The organism is Qipengyuania pacifica, assembly GCF_019857205.1.
GTDB lineage: Bacteria > Pseudomonadota > Alphaproteobacteria > Sphingomonadales > Sphingomonadaceae > Qipengyuania > Qipengyuania pacifica.
This window is the reverse complement of sequence record NZ_JAHWXO010000001.1, coordinates 206,811-220,775: the sequence shown is the minus strand read 5'-3', so window position 1 is coordinate 220,775 and position 13,965 is coordinate 206,811. Positions and strand designations below refer to the sequence as shown.

Genomic DNA, 13,965 nt, shown 5'->3' with positions numbered 1-13,965 from the left:
GGGGGCGGTTCCGCAAGGAGCCGCCCTTCTTCTTTGTCCGCAACGCGCGTCAGTGCACTGGCGGATCGACGCGCGGGACCTGCCGCACAGGCGCCACCGGCTCGCCCTCGTGACGCGGCGGCATGGCATTTTCGGGGACGTCGTCGATTTGCATGTCGCGGGTTTCGATATGCTCGAGATTGCGCACGCAGACTTTCAGCGTGCTGCCATCCCATTCGATTTCGTTGAAACTGGGCGGTGTCGAACGGGTCCGCTTGGACAGGGTACCTGCCCCGACCATGCGTACCGCACCTTCCTGCGTTTTTTCCAGAATATCGAACGCGTCATGCACATGGCCCGACAGGACTGCCTCGACGTTCCGCTTCGCCAGTTCCCGCAAGGCGTGGTCACCATGCTTTGTAAGAGCCGTCCCCTCCGTACCGACTTCGCGAAGGGGGTGATGGACGGCAACCAGAACCCGCGTACCCTTCGGCAGGGAATCGATCTTTGCCAGGCACCGTTCCAGCGCGCGCGGGCTGACCCAACCCTTCGACCAATTGAGACGCGGCTGCATGCGAACCGCAGTCTTCAGCGGCACGATGGCAAGCGAGCCGAGATCCAGCTCTCGCTCGACCTTTTCCTGCATTCCGCGAAACCGCTTGTACGGTGTGGCAAACCGCTCAAACAGATTGAAGTAAGGCAGGTCGTGATTGCCCACGCCGACGGTAACGGGCGCATCCAATGAATTGATCCACCGCGTCGCCGCAGCAAATTCCCGATGACGCGCGCGCATCGTCAGGTCCCCTGTTATCGCCACCGCATCGGGGCATTTATCGGAGATTTCCTGCTTCACCCAGTCGAGTGCGCGGTTGTTCTCAAGTCCGAAATGGATATCGGAAAGGTGGAATATGCGGCGAAATTCAGTAGCCATGCGCAGTCGCTAGCAGATCGACCGGGCATTCAGCCACCGTGAATTCGGCACGGGATTCCAGCTGTGCCGGCTCCCCGTCGATAAGGATGTTCAAAGGTTCGCCGGCACAATTTTCGATCACGAGCCGGTCAAGCAGGCCAAGGCGTTCGTGCGGACCTTCGCGAAATCGGCGGCGCAACACGGCCCAGCTCTGCTGCAGGAATTCGCCTGCGTTCTCGAGCGGATAGCCATCGGTCTGCATGCCGCGGTGGCTGGGGGTCAGCTCGATCAGCGGGTAGCCTTCCTGATCGCCGATGGCGGGATCGACCATACGGACGCGCGCACCGCCCGTCGTTTCGGCCAAGGCATCACTGGCACCTTGTGCAAGGCTGGCGACGTCGAAATCCCGCATGGCTTCGCGCACGCCGGCCCAGGCCGTGCCCGGCCCGACAAGCAGACCGGCATGCGCCCGCCCGGCGTCGCAGCATGCCATTAGCGGCCGGATCGCCCGGTAAGCACCCCGCGCAATGCGATCGAGAACATCTTCGCAGGTGGCTTCTTCGCCGTGGAGCCTGACACTCAGCAGGTTCATCGTACCGCCGGGCAACACGAGGATTTCCCCATCCCAGCCGGAAGCGACCTCGATCACCGCATTGAGACTGCCATCGCCGGTAAAAACGATCAGACGCGATACGTTTCCGTCTTCGAGTTCACGGGCGGTCGGCAGATCATCCGCAGGAAATTCAATCCTTCTTTCTTCACCAAGACCGTGAGCAGCGAGGGATTGATCGAGAGCTCTCAGGCCAGCATCGTCATTGCTGCCACTGCGTGAATTGACCACCAGCCAGGTTTTATGGGACGACATGCCGAGAAAGCGCGGAACCGACGTCGCAGTTCCCGACGCTCAGACTCTACCGTTGAGTAGCAGCCATGCCGTTACCGCGTTGAGCGCGCTATAACAGCCATAGACCCATGCTGCAGCGGGCCAGCCATTATCGCTCAGGGCCATTGCGACAATCAGCACGCAGAACTCTATCACTAGGGACAGCTTTCCGCCGTTCGCAGTGAAAGATTGCGGCAGAGTATCGAGCATCGGGTGGTTCGATTCCAGAACCGCCTTGTGAACCGCAAAGTTCACGGTGCCGAGAACAAATAGGATGCCAAGCAGCATGACGGACGTTCTAGGCCATTCCGGACCGTGCTGCCAAATCCCTTCTTTTCGCGAGCCTTAGCGCCCGGCCATTGCCTTGACCTTTGGCAGATAGGTCCGCCCGATACGCAGGGTTTCGCCATCGTCCAGTTCGACCGACCACACGCCAAGACCGTCGTGGCGCAGGCCCGTTATACGATCTTTGCGAAGGATGGTGGACCGATGGATACGAATGAATTTGGCAGGATCGAGCCGTTTTTCCAGGCCCGCGATGGTTTGCAGCAGGAGATAGGTCCTGGCAGCGTCGTCACTACCGACATGCAGGCGGACGTAGTCGCGCTCGGCATCGATCCGATCGACTTCCGACGTCGCGATGCGAATGAGTTCGGAACGATGCGGAATCCATAGCTCATCCAGCCAGGCGCTTTCCGACCTGCTTCCTTCACCGCGCCGCCCTGCGGCCCGTGACACCGCCCGCTCCAGCCTTTCAGGCTTCACCGGCTTCAGCACATAATCGACCGCATCGAGATCGAAGGCTTCGACTGCGTAATTGTCATGTGCCGTCACGAAAACCACGGCCGGACGCTCCGTCTGTTTGGCCAATGATTTCGCCACCGAGATACCATCCACTTCCGGCATAGTCATGTCGAGCAGAATAAGGTCGGGCTTGAGGGCATCGACCAGCCGGAGCGCCTGCGCCCCGTCGCTGGCCGTGCCGACGACCTGAATGGCGGGGATCTTGGCGCAGATGACCTGCATCCGCTCCACAGCCAGAGGTTCGTCATCGACGATTAGCGTCTTCAGCGTTTCGACCGGATTTTCAGCCATGCTTCACCATCGGTAGTCTCAGTTCGGTTTCATAGCCGGTCAGCGTTGCACCAGACACGATCGTTGCGGCGTTGCCGAAGCGCGCCTCTATCCGATCCCGCACATTCGCCAGGCCGATACCGAACCCATGCTTATCGCCCGCGCTTCCCGGACCGTCGTCGCTCACCGTCAGTACGAGGCGCCCGTATTCTTCGCGTGCGGTAATCGAAATCGTCACGGGCTTGCTGGAAACCGAAACGCCGTATTTGACCGAATTTTCGACAAGGGGCTGCAGGATCATGCCTGGCACCTTGTAGCCTGCAAGTTCGCTGGGAAGATCGACCCTGACCCGAAGCCTTTCGGGGAAACGAACCGATTCGATTTCGAGGTAATGCTCCTGCAGATCGATCTCGTCTTCGAGGGTCACATCGCCGGTCGAATCGTCGGCCAGACTGTGGCGATAGAAACGGGAGATTGTCTGGATCATCTGTTCCGCCCGTTCGGCCTTGCCGGTCATCACCAGTGCGGACAGCGAATTGAAGGTGTTGAAGAGAAAATGCGGATTCACCTGATATCGTAACGAGCGCAGTTCGGCCGCCTTTGCCGCGCTGCGGAAGCGCTCGCCCCGGCGTTCGGCAGCGCGTGCCTGCGCCCCTGCGAGCAAGGCGAGAAACAGCGCGGCCCATGCCAGCAGCAGGAAGTAGCGCCCGATCGCGAGATCGAAGGTCATCTTCCATTGGTCGAGCGCCGTCGGCGCCGGCGCAATCAACACGCTCTGGGGCAGCACGTCCTCGACATCCTCGTTCATTTGCGTGCGCGGAAGGTCGATCAGGAGATTACCGGCATCGTCGCGCCTGAGAGCGATCCCCCGATCCTTGCCCATCTGCTGCTCGACCTTCTCCTCGATCGAATCGAAGACCCAGCGGTTGGCCTGCGCGATCATGATCGCGCCCGGCATCGAAGCGATAAGCGCCACCGCGATCTTGATGCCGAGTGATCGCTGCTCGACGACGCGCAGGCATAGCCAGAGCAAAGCGGTGACGCCTACCCCGATCAGACACACGAGGGCACGGCGCCACAGGAGCTCATCCTGGAATTCGAGGCCGACGATCGCGCCGCGCAAGGTGATGAGCAGGAAATAGCACAGCCACACGCCGACCATGGACGCGAACACGACCTTTACCGGTACGGGCTCGTCATCGGGACTTATCTGGGGTTCATTGGTCGACACGATTGAACGTGTGCCCATTCGCTCCCGCAATTGCCAGAGCCGCGGTCGACAGCCCTGTGTGGTTGGTCGACTGGCCTGCTATTCGGCAGGCTCGAATTCCCCTTCGGCGATCCGGCGACGCCATTCTGCCGGGGCAAGCGTGTGGACATTATTGCCCGCGGCATCGACCGCTACGGTGACAGGCATGTCCTCGACCTCGAATTCGTAGATCGCTTCCATGCCGAGATCTTCGAAGGCGACGACCCTGGCGCCCTTGATGGCGCGGCTGACGAGGTAGGCCGCGCCGCCGGTTGCCATCAGATAAGCCACCCTGAACCTGCTGATCACCTCGACTGCGTTATGGCCACGCTCCGCCTTGCCGATCATGGCGAGGAGGCCGAGGTCGAGCATCGTTTCAGTAAATTTGTCCATACGCGTGGCGGTGGTGGGGCCGGCGGGGCCGACGACTTCGCCCATGACGGGGTCGACCGGGCCGACGTAATAGATGGCGCGGCCCTTGAAATCGACCGGCAGCGGCTCGCTGGCATCGAGCATGTCCTTGATCCGCTTGTGCGCCGCATCGCGCCCGGTGAGCATCTTGCCCGACAGGAGAAGGCGGTCGCCATGCTGCCAGCTGGCGACTTCTTCCGGGCTCAGGGAGTCGAGATCGACGCGCTTGGCCGCGGCGTCCGGCTTCCATGTCACCTGCGGATATTCGTCCAGCCTGGGCGGCTCGAGATAGGCCGGCCCCGAGCCATCCAGCGTGAAATGCGCATGCCGTGTGGCGGCACAGTTCGGTATCATCGCCACCGGCTTGCCGGCAGCATGGCATGGCGCGTCCAGGATCTTCACGTCGAGCACGGTCGAGAGACCGCCGAGCCCCTGCGCACCTACACCCATGGCATTGACCGCATCGAATATGTCGATGCGCAGCTGTTCGATATCGCTTTGCGCGCCGCGCTGCTTGAGCTGGCCCATGTCGATGGGATCCATCAGGCTCTGCTTGGCAAGCTTCATGCAATGTTCCGCGGTCCCGCCGATGCCGATGCCCAGCATCCCCGGAGGACACCAGCCCGCGCCCATGGAGGGGATCTGTTCCAGCACCCAGTCGACGATATTGTCCGACGGGTTCATCATCTTGAACTTCGACTTGTTCTCGCTGCCGCCGCCCTTGGCTGCCACGTCGACGCCGATCGAATTGCCGGGGACCATCTCGACCGAGAGCACGCACGGCGTATTGTCGCGTGTATTGCGACGCGTGAACGCCGGATCGGCAAGGATCGACGCGCGCAGCTTGTTGTCCGGATGATTGTAGGCACGGCGAACGCCTTCATCGACGACCTCCTGCAAGGAGCGTTCGCTGTCGAGGCGGCAGTTCATGCCCCACTTGACGAAGACGTTGACGATACCGGTGTCCTGACAGATCGGCCGGTGCCCTTCGGCGCACATGCGGCTGTTCGTCAGGATCTGGGCGATTGCATCCTTTGCCGCAGGGCCTTTCTCGGCCTCGTAGGCATCGCCCAGGGCGCGGATGTAATCCATCGGGTGGTAGTAAGAAATATACTGAAGGGCGTCGGCGACGCTCTCGATAAGGTCGTTTTCGCTGATGACAGTCATGTCGCTCATCGCCGCAAATTCCCATGTTGCAGATTTGCGCTCCCCGATAGGCGCGTTACCGGCCATCGGTCAAAGCGCTTGGCCCAAACCGGCCATGCGCCTAAAGGCATCTGATGCTTGCACAAGCGTATTATTGATGTAATACAGTTCGCGGAATGACCATGACATTGACCTCTACCCGCCCCGATTATGCCGCCGCCCGGAAGGCGATGATCGATAGCCAGCTGCGCACGAGCGGCGTGAACGAGACTTTCGTGCTCGATCGTATGAAGGCCGTTCCGCGCGAAGATTTCGTACCTGAAAGCGCAAAGGCTACGGCCTATATGGATAGAGCCATCCGCCTTGAAGGTGGCGGCTTCCTGCCCGCTCCCCTGTTTCATGGTGCAATGCTGGCAGAAGCGCGGCCGGCATTGGACGACCGGGTTCTGATCGTGGACGCCGGTAGCGGATATCTGCCGGCGCTGGTCACACCGCTCGCCGGCAAAGTCGATGTGATCACTCCGGAAGAAGCCGCCAACGGTGACAAGCGTGGAAAGTACACGCTTATCCTGGTCGATGGCGCGATCGAGCATGTGCCCGCGGCGCTGGCCAAAATGGTCGAAGAAGGCGGCCGTGTCGTTACCGGCATGGTCGAACGGGGGGTCACGCGGCTCGCCACCGGGCGCAAGTCCGGCAAGGCGCTGGCACTGCTTCCACTCGCCGAAATGGGAATTCCGCGGCTCGGCGCGTTCGACCGGCCACAAAGCTGGAGCTTTTGATGCGCCGCGCCGGGTTTGTCAGTGTTCTGGGCATCGGGGCGAGTGCCTTCGCGCTCGCGGCATCCAACCCTGCGCAGGCAGACACACTGCAGGAAGCGCTGACCAGCGCTTACGAAAACAACCCGATCCTGCTGGCAGCAAGAGCAGGTCAGCGCGCGACCGACGAAGAAGTACCGATCCAGCGCGCCCAAGGCCTGCCCACCGTCAGCGTGGCGGGCGCCTACACCGAATTTCTCAAGCAGAGCGCCGTCCAGTTCGCCGCACCTGATCGAGTGGTCCAGATTGGCCCCACGTTAGAAGTACCGATCTATTCGGGTGGCGCCGTCAAGAACTCCCTGAAGGCAGCGAAGGAGCGCGTTTCGGCCGGACAAGCCGATCTGCGTGCAACCGAAAGTTCGGTCTTCAGCCAGGTCGTCGCCGCTTACATGGACGTCTTGCGCAACGAAGCGATCGTGTCGCTGTCGGCCAATCAGGTCGAAGTCTTGGGCGTCAATCTTCGGGCCACGAGCGACCGGTTCGAAATAGGCGATCTAACGCGCACCGACGTGGCGCAATCGCAATCCCGGCTCGCGCTGGCGCAGAGCGATCTGGAAAGCGCGCGGTCGAACCTGATCAGCGCCCGCGAAACATACATTCGGTTGGTGGGCGAGGCGCCGCAGGATTTGCAGGCGCCCCCCGACCTTCCGGGCATCCCCGCTGACGTGGAAACAGCGGTCGATGTGGCGCTGGCCAACAATCCCGACCTGATCGGCGACAAGGAACGCGCCGTAGCCGCGGGTTTCGACAGCGAGGTGGCGGGATCGGGACGAACCCCGCGTGTGTCGGTTTTTGCCGGCGGCAATTACACCGATTATCTGGGCACGCTGGGCGGCAATCTGGCCGGCGTGTCGCAATCCGAAACAACATCCAATGCCGGCGTCCGTCTGAGCATCCCGATCTTCCAGGGCGGTTTGCCCGCGGCGCGCCAAAGGCAGGCGCAGGCTCGCGAGTCGGCCGCGCTGGAACAGGTCATCGCTACCGAACGCGACGTGATCGCGCAGGTTCGCGCCGCGTGGGCAAGCTGGCAGGCATCGCTGGCGGTGATCGATAGCAGCCAGGTGGCCGTCGATGCCGCATCGCTCAGCCTGGAAGGCGTGCAAGCGGAAAATTCGATCGGTACGCGCCAGATTCTCGACGTGCTGAATGCCGAACAGGAATTGCTGAACGCGCGCGTGCAGCTCGTGACGGCCCGACGAAACGCCTATGTTGCGGGCTTTTCACTGCTTGCCGCCATGGGCCGGGCTGAAGCGCGCGACCTTAACCTGATGGGCGAAGGAATGCTGTATAATCCGGCGCTCAACTACGAACGCGTCCGCGGCAAGATCTGGGATTGGGACCGCGATCCGGACCCTGAAGCCGAAGCGACCCGCACAGTCGACGTGCCTGCGCCGGACGCAAGCTATCCGACCGATGGTGAAAACACTCTGGAATCAGGCTATCGCGTTCGTGTACCGAATCGGGAAGAACCGATTCGTTAACAGGGGCCTGACAGACAATGCAGCAACAGGGTGAACCGTCGGTCGAAGAAATTCTGGACTCGATCAAGAAGGTCATCGCACGCGACAATCGCGAAGGCATGATCCTCGAGCGCCGTCGGCGTTCTTCGACCGGAAGTACCGAAGAACGCGCATCCCCGTCTGACGAATGCGAAACGGACGAAGTCCTCGAGTTGGCCGAAGAGATCGCGCTCGACGATGCATCTGCAACCTCCGGCGATGATGGCGAAAGCGCCGATTCCGATACGGACGCGCTGACTCGCGGCGATACACGCGACGCGATGCGGCAGAATTTCGCTGCTCTGGCGATGCTGGCCAAGCCCGGTAAGCAGCCGCAGATCGTACGGTCCGGCGAAACGTCGCTGGAAGGTCTGGTGCGGGAAATGCTGCGACCGATGCTTGCCCAGTGGCTGGACGACAATTTGCCTGGCATGGTCGAAGACCTGGTGAAGGCGGAAATCGCGCGGATCGCCGGCAAGCGCAGTTAAGGCCATCAGTCTCCCTTTGACCGCCAGTTCCAAATCCACGCGCAAGGCCGAAAAGGCGCTGGCGAAAACCGGTGGCGCATCAGCAGAGCGTCAGATCTTCCTGTGCGCCATTTCGGAAAAGCAGAAATGCTGCCGCCGCGAAGAAGGCAAGGAAGCCTGGAACTACCTCAAGAAACGTTTGAAGGATCTTGGCCTTGTCGGGCGCAAAGGGACAGTCCAGCGGACCAAGGCCGATTGCCTGCAGATCTGCGAAGCCGGGCCTATTGCAGTCGTCTGGCCCGATAACGTCTGGTACCATTCCTGCGGACCGGAGGTGCTCGAGGCGATCATCCAGCGCCATCTGATCGCTGGCGTCCCGGTCGAAGAATACCGGCTGCGCCCGGCCGATTAATCGTCGTCGCGAAGACGGTCTTCGATGGATTCGTCGTGACCCGTCCCGGACGACAGGAAAACCAGGCCCATCAATGCGCTGGTCAGCAGCATGGTGAACCCGATCCCCAGGGCAGATGCGATGTAATAATGGATCGAGATTTCCTCGTGTCCATATTTGTACAGCAGGGCCAGGGCGATGGCGACGACGCCGACAGTCAGCAGGAACATGAACCGCATGATCCGCCGATAACGCGCCCAGGCAAACGCAGCCTGTTCAGGATCGTCGAGGGGAGATTTCTGAACCATCGCCACCGCACATGGCCGTCATCGCACCGCGATTCAACGCCCGCCTGCTTCCGATTCGCTTTTTGCCTGTGAAACTGGCATTCTAGGTGAACAGCAACGGAGGAGATCTCGCATGGAAATCAGCCGACTGATCGAGGGGCGGGCAAGTTCGAACGTCATATCCTCGACTGTGGACGCGCCGGTCCGCGAAGCGATCGCGCTCCTTGCATCGAAACGCATCGGCGCGGTCCCCATCATGGAAGGCGGCCGAATCGTCGGCATCTTTTCCGAGCGCGACGTGATCTATCGTCTGGCCGACGAAGGCGATGCGTGCCTCGAGCGCCCGATCGGCGAGGTAATGACCGCCCCGGCCATCACCGTCGAAAAATCGGCGACCGTTCTCGATGCGCTGGCACTCATGACGAAGCGCCGGATCCGCCATCTGCCTGTTGTCGACGGGGAGACGATGTGCGGGTTCATTTCGATCGGCGATCTGGTCAAGGCACGTCTGGACGAGATCCAGCACGAGGCGGAAGCCATGCGCGAATATATTCGCACCGCTTGAGACCGGGCTCGGGACAACCTACATCCTGGCCATGACAACAGCACCCACCCTGACCGACGCTGCCGCTGCCCGTATTGCGGCAATCGCCGAAAAGCAGGCCAAGCCTGCGATTCTGCGTCTGTCCGTCGAAGGGGGCGGCTGTTCGGGTTTCCAGTACAGGTTCGGGCTCGCCGAAGACATGGACGACGAGGATTCGATCAGCGAGAATGCCGGCGTGAAACTGGTGGTCGATGCCGTCAGTCTCGACCTGGTGGCGGGGAGCACCGTCGATTTCGTCGAATCGCTGGGCGGAGCCGCGTTCCGGGTCGAAAACCCGCAGGCGGCTGCCGGCTGTGGGTGCGGTTCCAGCTTCGGCATTTAGATTAGACCCGCGCTGGCGTTTCGGGCATCAGGTCCGCCATGCGTATCGCCAGCTTCAACATCAACGGTATCAAGGCCCGCCTGCCTCGTCTCAAGGAATGGCTTGAGGAAACCCGTCCGACCGTCGCCTGCCTGCAGGAAATCAAGACGATGGACGAAGGCTTCCCCGCGGACGAATTCGAGGCGATCGGTTACAAAGCCATCTGGCATGGCCAGAAGGGCTTCAACGGCGTGGCCATTCTGGCCGACGGTGTAGAGCCCAAGGAAATACAGCGCGGCCTCGGCATCGACGGCCCGAAAGAAGGGGAGGGTGAACAGGCCCGCTATCTGGAAGCCGACGTGAACGGCGTACGGATCTGCAACCTCTACCTGCCCAATGGCAATCCGCATCCGGGGCCCAAGTTCGATTACAAGCTGGTCTGGATGGAAAAGCTGCGCGAGCGGACACGCCAAATCTGGGACGAGGAAGTCCCGGCGCTCGTCCTCGGCGATTTCAATGTCATCCCCGAAGACAAGGATGTCTGGTCCGTCCGGTCCATGGCGGACGATGCGCTGATGCAACCCGAATCACGCGATCACTATGCGCGCTTTCTTTCCGATGGCTGGACCGATGCGATCGACACGCTCAACCCCCGCGGCGGCGTGTGGACCTTCTGGGATTACCAGGCCGGCGCCTGGCAGCGTGACCACGGCTTCCGCATCGATCATCTCTTGCTGTCGCCCGAACTGGCCGACCGCATGACGGCCGCAGGTGTCGACAAGGCCTATCGCGGCAGGGAAAAGTCCAGCGACCATACCCCGGTCTGGGTGGACCTGCGGGACTGAGGCTGCGCGAGGGGGCCCTGTTCGGGCTTCCCCTGCACAACAGACGTTACAGCCGCTCAGCGATAGAAGACATGCGTGTCGATGGTGGCGAGGGCGACCTTGCGGTGGCTCCAGCGCGGTCGCACGTAATTTGCATGGAAGAACAGCGCGTCGCCCGCCTTGCTGTCCCACAGACCGCGATGGGCAATGCGAGCGATCGCTTCTGCCCGTTTCCACGCGGCCGAGCCGGTGCGGACCTTGGGCATGCGGCCGCCCTTCACGAAGGAGAATTGCGAGCGCTGGTAGACCACACCGCAATAGCTGGAAGGGAACCGGCGATCTTCGGCGCGGTTGACGATTACCTGAGCGACCGCAAGCTGACCTTCGAGCGGTTCGCCGCGTGCCTCGAAATAGACGGCACCGGCAAGGCAATGCAGCTCGTCGGAGAGCCGGCCCGCGGTGGGTATGGTCGAAACCAGTTCGCGCAGACTGCTGGCACTGGAGGCGGAATCGGTTGAATCTTCAGCTGGGAGTTCCGCGTCGCCGGGAAGCTCCTGCACTACGGCCTTCTCTACGAAGACGGGCACCACTTCTTCGGTAAGCTGTGCCTCGGTAGCATTCTGATCGGTTGCATGTGCCGCAACCTGGGCATTGGCCCCGGAACCTTCGGCTCCGGCAAGAATAGTAAGGGTAATTGCCGCGATAATCGCGGTGAAACCGGTAGTCTTGCGAATCATTTGTCACTGACAACTAAGCGGTTGGCAGTCTGTCGCAGGTCGGGGTCCTTGGCGCGTTGGTTGCGTCCTGAAATGCGGATCCGTTTACTGGCCTGCCGACCACCCCCCGTCTGCGTGCATGCGTACCGACCCCATTGCCGTCCTACGCCGCCTGCGCATCGAAGTTGAGCGGCCAAATAGTCTCAATTGCAATCAAGTCAAGTTAATGCGCGCCCTGTGCGATGAAGCGTTCTGCGTTTTCGACGTCCAGCTCGATCACCCAGCAATCCGGGTCGGAATTGCGTCTGCGGGTAATATACTCATCAAAATCGGTTTTGTTTTCAGTATCTTGCTCACGGGTGCAAGTGAAGGCGCGGGAGCCGTCACGCTGCGGCATACGCTCCCAGAGCATTGTATTCGCGCCATTATGTGTGGTTAATACGAGGATGACGCCCGCGTCTTTTTCCCCCTTCTGGATAACCATTCCAAAGCCGCCCGCCGACTCCACGGTGCGCACGAGGCCGGATACTTCCAGATGCGCAGGCAGGCGGGCATCGGACATCGCCGTCAACCTTCGGCCAGATAACCGGGCAGGCTGGACAAGGGGATGTGCGAGCGCATGAATGTCCCGGTTCCCCGGCCGATCTCGTCGCCTTCGGCGTCGACCAGCCGCGATTCCGCCACGAATACCCGCTTGCGCCCGCTCACCCAGCGCCCTTCCGCGACCACTTCGCCGATCCGCACCGGCTTGGTGAAATGGAGATTGAACGATGTCGTCAGCAGGAAACGGTCGGAAACGAAGGTGTTCGCTGCATAGAAGCCGGCATCGTCGAGCATCTTGAAATAGATCGTGCCGTGGGCTGCCCCAGCGGCGTGATAGACGTCTTCGGTCACGTTGAAGGTAATGCGCGCAGCCCCTTCGCCCGTGATTTCGAGGCGGGATGCGAAGAGCGCATTGACCGGCGCCGAAGCGTAGAGGCTTTCCAGCGCCCGGTGATGGCGCTGTGCCCCGCTGGATGCGGCCCCGGTCATTGCTCCCTCTCTCCCCTAGCGCGGCTCGACCCAGCCGATCGACCCGTCGTGCCGGCGATAGACCATATTGTGGGCCCCGCTACCGGCATTCTTGAACAGCAGACCATTGGCGTTCTGCAGATCCAGCAGCATGACCGCATCGGCAACGCTGCATTCGGGTATCATGGCCTTGGTTTCGGCGACGATGGGCGGGCTGTCCGATGTGACTTCCTCGTCATTGTCGGGTTCGGGCGCTGCCAGGATCGTATAGGCAGCTTCCGTTTCGCGCACCGCGTGGGCGGCCTGTTCGTGACGGTCCTTTATCCGGCGTTTGTACCGGCGCAACTGCTTTTCGATCTTGCTCGCGGCGGCATCGAATGCCTGATGCACATCATGCGCTTCTGCATGACCCTTCAGGATGAGGCCCTGCATCACATGCGTCACGATATCGGAGGTAAAGGCGCCACCCGGCCCCTTGCCGAAGGTGACGTGCGATGAAATTGCGCGGTTGAAATATTTATCGACGATGGAGTTCAGTCGATCGTCGACATGTTCCTGCAGGGCGGAGCCAGTGTCGATCTGGTGGCCGGAAACGCGAATGTCCATCTTGTCGTTTTCTCCTTTATCGTCCCCCGTGCGATCCCAACTCTCCGGCCCGTCTGCCGGTTTCCACCTGCCGGGAATCTAGCCCCAAAGAGGATTTTCGATTCCCGCCATGAATTCCCGATGCCGCGCAAGTTCCGCCTGGCTGGCGAAATGCGGACGCGGTTCGCGCCGCGGCCCCGTGGGAGCTTTTCGCACCGCAACGATAGTCTGCTCGCCGGCGATCTCGGCCATCGCCGCTTCAGCTGCCAGTTCCAATCCGATCTGGCGGCCGCCCTTCAGTTCTACATAGACCTGCGCCAGCAACTCGGCATCGAGCAGCGCGCCGTGTTTGACCCGGTGGCTGCGATCGATCCCGTAGCGGCTGCACAGCGCATCGAGCGAAAGCTTGGCACCCGGGTGACGCTTGCGCGCAATAGCCACCGTGTCGACCATGCGCGTCGTACACACCGGTTCCATGGCGATCAGGGCCAGTTCCGCATTGAGAAAGCCGAAATCGAAACCAGCATTATGCGCGACAAGCGGCGAATCCCCGATGAAGTCGAGCAATTCCTGCGCCACTTCGCGAAACAGTGGTTTGTCCGACAGGAATGCTGCCGAAAGACCATGAACGGCTTCGGCGCCGGCCGGCATGTCGCGTTCGGGATTGAAATAGGCGTGATATGTTGCGCCCGTCGGCACGAGATTGACCATCTCGATGCAGCCGATCTCCACCATTCGGTCCCCCGTCTTGGGATCCAGGCCGGTTGTCTCGGTATCGAATACGATCTCACGCATCCATACTTCTATCGGCCC

Annotated in this window: 19 protein-coding genes; 7 read left to right on the top strand and 12 right to left on the bottom strand. The window is 61.3% G+C overall.

What is annotated here, in order from left to right:
• Nucleotides 1–49: 49 nt before the first annotated feature.
• From KYK83_RS01195 to KYK83_RS01170, 6 genes are read right to left on the bottom strand one after another with little or no spacing between them, the layout of a single operon-like run.
• Nucleotides 50–910 (bottom strand): metallophosphoesterase family protein, encoded by an 861-nt coding sequence (locus KYK83_RS01195; protein ID WP_103024757.1) that lies wholly within the window; start codon nt 908–910, stop codon nt 50–52.
• Nucleotides 900–1,754 (bottom strand): diacylglycerol/lipid kinase family protein, encoded by an 855-nt coding sequence (locus tag KYK83_RS01190; RefSeq protein WP_222826908.1) that lies wholly within the window; start codon nt 1,752–1,754, stop codon nt 900–902. Before KYK83_RS01190 ends, KYK83_RS01195 begins: the two co-directional genes overlap by 11 nt.
• A 39-nt stretch (nt 1,755–1,793) precedes the next feature.
• Nucleotides 1,794–2,060 (bottom strand): hypothetical protein, encoded by a 267-nt coding sequence (locus KYK83_RS01185; protein ID WP_221596770.1) that lies wholly within the window; start codon nt 2,058–2,060, stop codon nt 1,794–1,796.
• Between the two features lie 57 nt (nt 2,061–2,117).
• Nucleotides 2,118–2,867 (bottom strand): LytR/AlgR family response regulator transcription factor, encoded by a 750-nt coding sequence (locus KYK83_RS01180; protein WP_103024754.1) that lies wholly within the window; start codon nt 2,865–2,867, stop codon nt 2,118–2,120.
• Complete coding sequence (locus KYK83_RS01175; RefSeq protein ID WP_103024753.1) at nt 2,860–4,095, bottom strand: sensor histidine kinase; 1,236 nt, start codon at nt 4,093–4,095, stop codon at nt 2,860–2,862. The genes KYK83_RS01180 and KYK83_RS01175 overlap by 8 nt, the downstream gene beginning before the upstream one ends.
• A 60-nt stretch (nt 4,096–4,155) precedes the next feature.
• Complete coding sequence (locus tag KYK83_RS01170; RefSeq protein WP_430298983.1) at nt 4,156–5,673, bottom strand: fumarate hydratase; 1,518 nt, start codon at nt 5,671–5,673, stop codon at nt 4,156–4,158.
• A gap of 161 nt (nt 5,674–5,834) precedes the next feature.
• On the opposite strand from KYK83_RS01170, the gene KYK83_RS01165 reads away from it, so the two are divergent.
• The 4 genes from KYK83_RS01165 to KYK83_RS01150 are packed head-to-tail and all read left to right on the top strand — an operon-like array spanning nt 5,835 to nt 8,845.
• Nucleotides 5,835–6,431, top strand: a complete 597-nt coding sequence (locus tag KYK83_RS01165; protein ID WP_222826906.1) for a protein-L-isoaspartate O-methyltransferase family protein — start codon at nt 5,835–5,837, stop codon at nt 6,429–6,431.
• On the top strand, nt 6,431–7,948 hold the full coding sequence (locus tag KYK83_RS01160) for a TolC family outer membrane protein (RefSeq protein WP_222826905.1): 1,518 nt from the start codon (nt 6,431–6,433) through the stop codon (nt 7,946–7,948). The genes KYK83_RS01165 and KYK83_RS01160 overlap by 1 nt, the downstream gene beginning before the upstream one ends.
• Before the next feature lie 17 nt (nt 7,949–7,965).
• Nucleotides 7,966–8,454, top strand: coding sequence for a DUF2497 domain-containing protein (locus tag KYK83_RS01155; RefSeq protein ID WP_103024751.1), 489 nt, complete (start codon nt 7,966–7,968; stop codon nt 8,452–8,454).
• A gap of 16 nt (nt 8,455–8,470) precedes the next feature.
• Nucleotides 8,471–8,845 (top strand): (2Fe-2S) ferredoxin domain-containing protein, encoded by a 375-nt coding sequence (locus KYK83_RS01150; protein ID WP_221596776.1) that lies wholly within the window; start codon nt 8,471–8,473, stop codon nt 8,843–8,845.
• Here the strand turns inward: KYK83_RS01150 and KYK83_RS01145 are convergent.
• Entirely contained in the window at nt 8,842–9,132 is a 291-nt protein-coding gene (locus KYK83_RS01145) for a hypothetical protein (RefSeq protein ID WP_103024749.1), read from the bottom strand. The two genes, KYK83_RS01150 and KYK83_RS01145, sit on opposite strands and share 4 nt — an antisense overlap.
• A gap of 112 nt (nt 9,133–9,244) precedes the next feature.
• On the opposite strand from KYK83_RS01145, the gene KYK83_RS01140 reads away from it, so the two are divergent.
• From KYK83_RS01140 to xth, 3 genes are read left to right on the top strand one after another with little or no spacing between them, the layout of a single operon-like run.
• On the top strand, nt 9,245–9,676 hold the full coding sequence (locus KYK83_RS01140) for a CBS domain-containing protein (RefSeq protein WP_222826904.1): 432 nt from the start codon (nt 9,245–9,247) through the stop codon (nt 9,674–9,676).
• Nucleotides 9,677–9,707: 31 nt separating this feature from the next.
• Nucleotides 9,708–10,037 (top strand): HesB/IscA family protein, encoded by a 330-nt coding sequence (locus KYK83_RS01135; RefSeq protein ID WP_103024747.1) that lies wholly within the window; start codon nt 9,708–9,710, stop codon nt 10,035–10,037.
• 38 nt (nt 10,038–10,075) lie between these two features.
• Complete coding sequence (gene xth, locus KYK83_RS01130) at nt 10,076–10,861, top strand: exodeoxyribonuclease III (RefSeq protein WP_222826903.1); 786 nt, start codon at nt 10,076–10,078, stop codon at nt 10,859–10,861.
• 56 nt (nt 10,862–10,917) lie between these two features.
• On the opposite strand, the gene KYK83_RS01125 is transcribed toward xth, so the two are convergent.
• From KYK83_RS01125 to dnaQ, 5 genes are all read right to left on the bottom strand, one after another.
• Entirely contained in the window at nt 10,918–11,577 is a 660-nt protein-coding gene (locus KYK83_RS01125) for a cell wall hydrolase (protein ID WP_222826902.1), read from the bottom strand.
• Nucleotides 11,578–11,779: 202 nt separating this feature from the next.
• Nucleotides 11,780–12,118, bottom strand: a complete 339-nt coding sequence (locus tag KYK83_RS01120; protein WP_222826901.1) for a DUF1491 family protein — start codon at nt 12,116–12,118, stop codon at nt 11,780–11,782.
• A 5-nt stretch (nt 12,119–12,123) separates the two neighbouring features.
• Nucleotides 12,124–12,588, bottom strand: a complete 465-nt coding sequence (locus KYK83_RS01115; protein WP_103024743.1) for a PaaI family thioesterase — start codon at nt 12,586–12,588, stop codon at nt 12,124–12,126.
• Between the two features lie 15 nt (nt 12,589–12,603).
• Nucleotides 12,604–13,173, bottom strand: a complete 570-nt coding sequence (gene hpf / locus KYK83_RS01110) for a ribosome hibernation-promoting factor, HPF/YfiA family (protein ID WP_103024742.1) — start codon at nt 13,171–13,173, stop codon at nt 12,604–12,606.
• 78 nt (nt 13,174–13,251) lie between these two features.
• Nucleotides 13,252–13,947, bottom strand: a complete 696-nt coding sequence (gene dnaQ, locus KYK83_RS01105) for a DNA polymerase III subunit epsilon (protein WP_103024741.1) — start codon at nt 13,945–13,947, stop codon at nt 13,252–13,254.
• Between the last annotated feature and the right edge of the window lie 18 nt (nt 13,948–13,965).

Bases quoted from the DNA above. Each gene is read 5' to 3' on its own strand.
- KYK83_RS01195 (WP_103024757.1), bottom strand. From the start codon at position 910: ATGGCTACTGAATTTCGCCGCATATTCCACCTTTCCGATATCCATTTC.
- KYK83_RS01190 (WP_222826908.1), bottom strand. From the start codon at position 1,754: ATGTCGTCCCATAAAACCTGGCTGGTGGTCAATTCACGCAGTGGCAGC.
- KYK83_RS01185 (WP_221596770.1), bottom strand. From the start codon at position 2,060: ATGCTGCTTGGCATCCTATTTGTTCTCGGCACCGTGAACTTTGCGGTT.
- KYK83_RS01180 (WP_103024754.1), bottom strand. From the start codon at position 2,867: ATGGCTGAAAATCCGGTCGAAACGCTGAAGACGCTAATCGTCGATGAC.
- KYK83_RS01175 (WP_103024753.1), bottom strand. From the start codon at position 4,095: ATGGGCACACGTTCAATCGTGTCGACCAATGAACCCCAGATAAGTCCC.
- KYK83_RS01170 (WP_430298983.1), bottom strand. From the start codon at position 5,673: ATGACTGTCATCAGCGAAAACGACCTTATCGAGAGCGTCGCCGACGCC.
- KYK83_RS01165 (WP_222826906.1), top strand. From the start codon at position 5,835: ATGACATTGACCTCTACCCGCCCCGATTATGCCGCCGCCCGGAAGGCG.
- KYK83_RS01160 (WP_222826905.1), top strand. From the start codon at position 6,431: ATGCGCCGCGCCGGGTTTGTCAGTGTTCTGGGCATCGGGGCGAGTGCC.
- KYK83_RS01155 (WP_103024751.1), top strand. From the start codon at position 7,966: ATGCAGCAACAGGGTGAACCGTCGGTCGAAGAAATTCTGGACTCGATC.
- KYK83_RS01145 (WP_103024749.1), bottom strand. From the start codon at position 9,132: ATGGTTCAGAAATCTCCCCTCGACGATCCTGAACAGGCTGCGTTTGCC.
- KYK83_RS01140 (WP_222826904.1), top strand. From the start codon at position 9,245: ATGGAAATCAGCCGACTGATCGAGGGGCGGGCAAGTTCGAACGTCATA.
- KYK83_RS01135 (WP_103024747.1), top strand. From the start codon at position 9,708: ATGACAACAGCACCCACCCTGACCGACGCTGCCGCTGCCCGTATTGCG.
- xth (WP_222826903.1), top strand. From the start codon at position 10,076: ATGCGTATCGCCAGCTTCAACATCAACGGTATCAAGGCCCGCCTGCCT.
- KYK83_RS01125 (WP_222826902.1), bottom strand. From the start codon at position 11,577: ATGATTCGCAAGACTACCGGTTTCACCGCGATTATCGCGGCAATTACC.
- KYK83_RS01120 (WP_222826901.1), bottom strand. From the start codon at position 12,118: ATGTCCGATGCCCGCCTGCCTGCGCATCTGGAAGTATCCGGCCTCGTG.
- KYK83_RS01115 (WP_103024743.1), bottom strand. From the start codon at position 12,588: ATGACCGGGGCCGCATCCAGCGGGGCACAGCGCCATCACCGGGCGCTG.
- hpf (WP_103024742.1), bottom strand. From the start codon at position 13,173: ATGGACATTCGCGTTTCCGGCCACCAGATCGACACTGGCTCCGCCCTG.
- dnaQ (WP_103024741.1), bottom strand. From the start codon at position 13,947: ATGCGTGAGATCGTATTCGATACCGAGACAACCGGCCTGGATCCCAAG.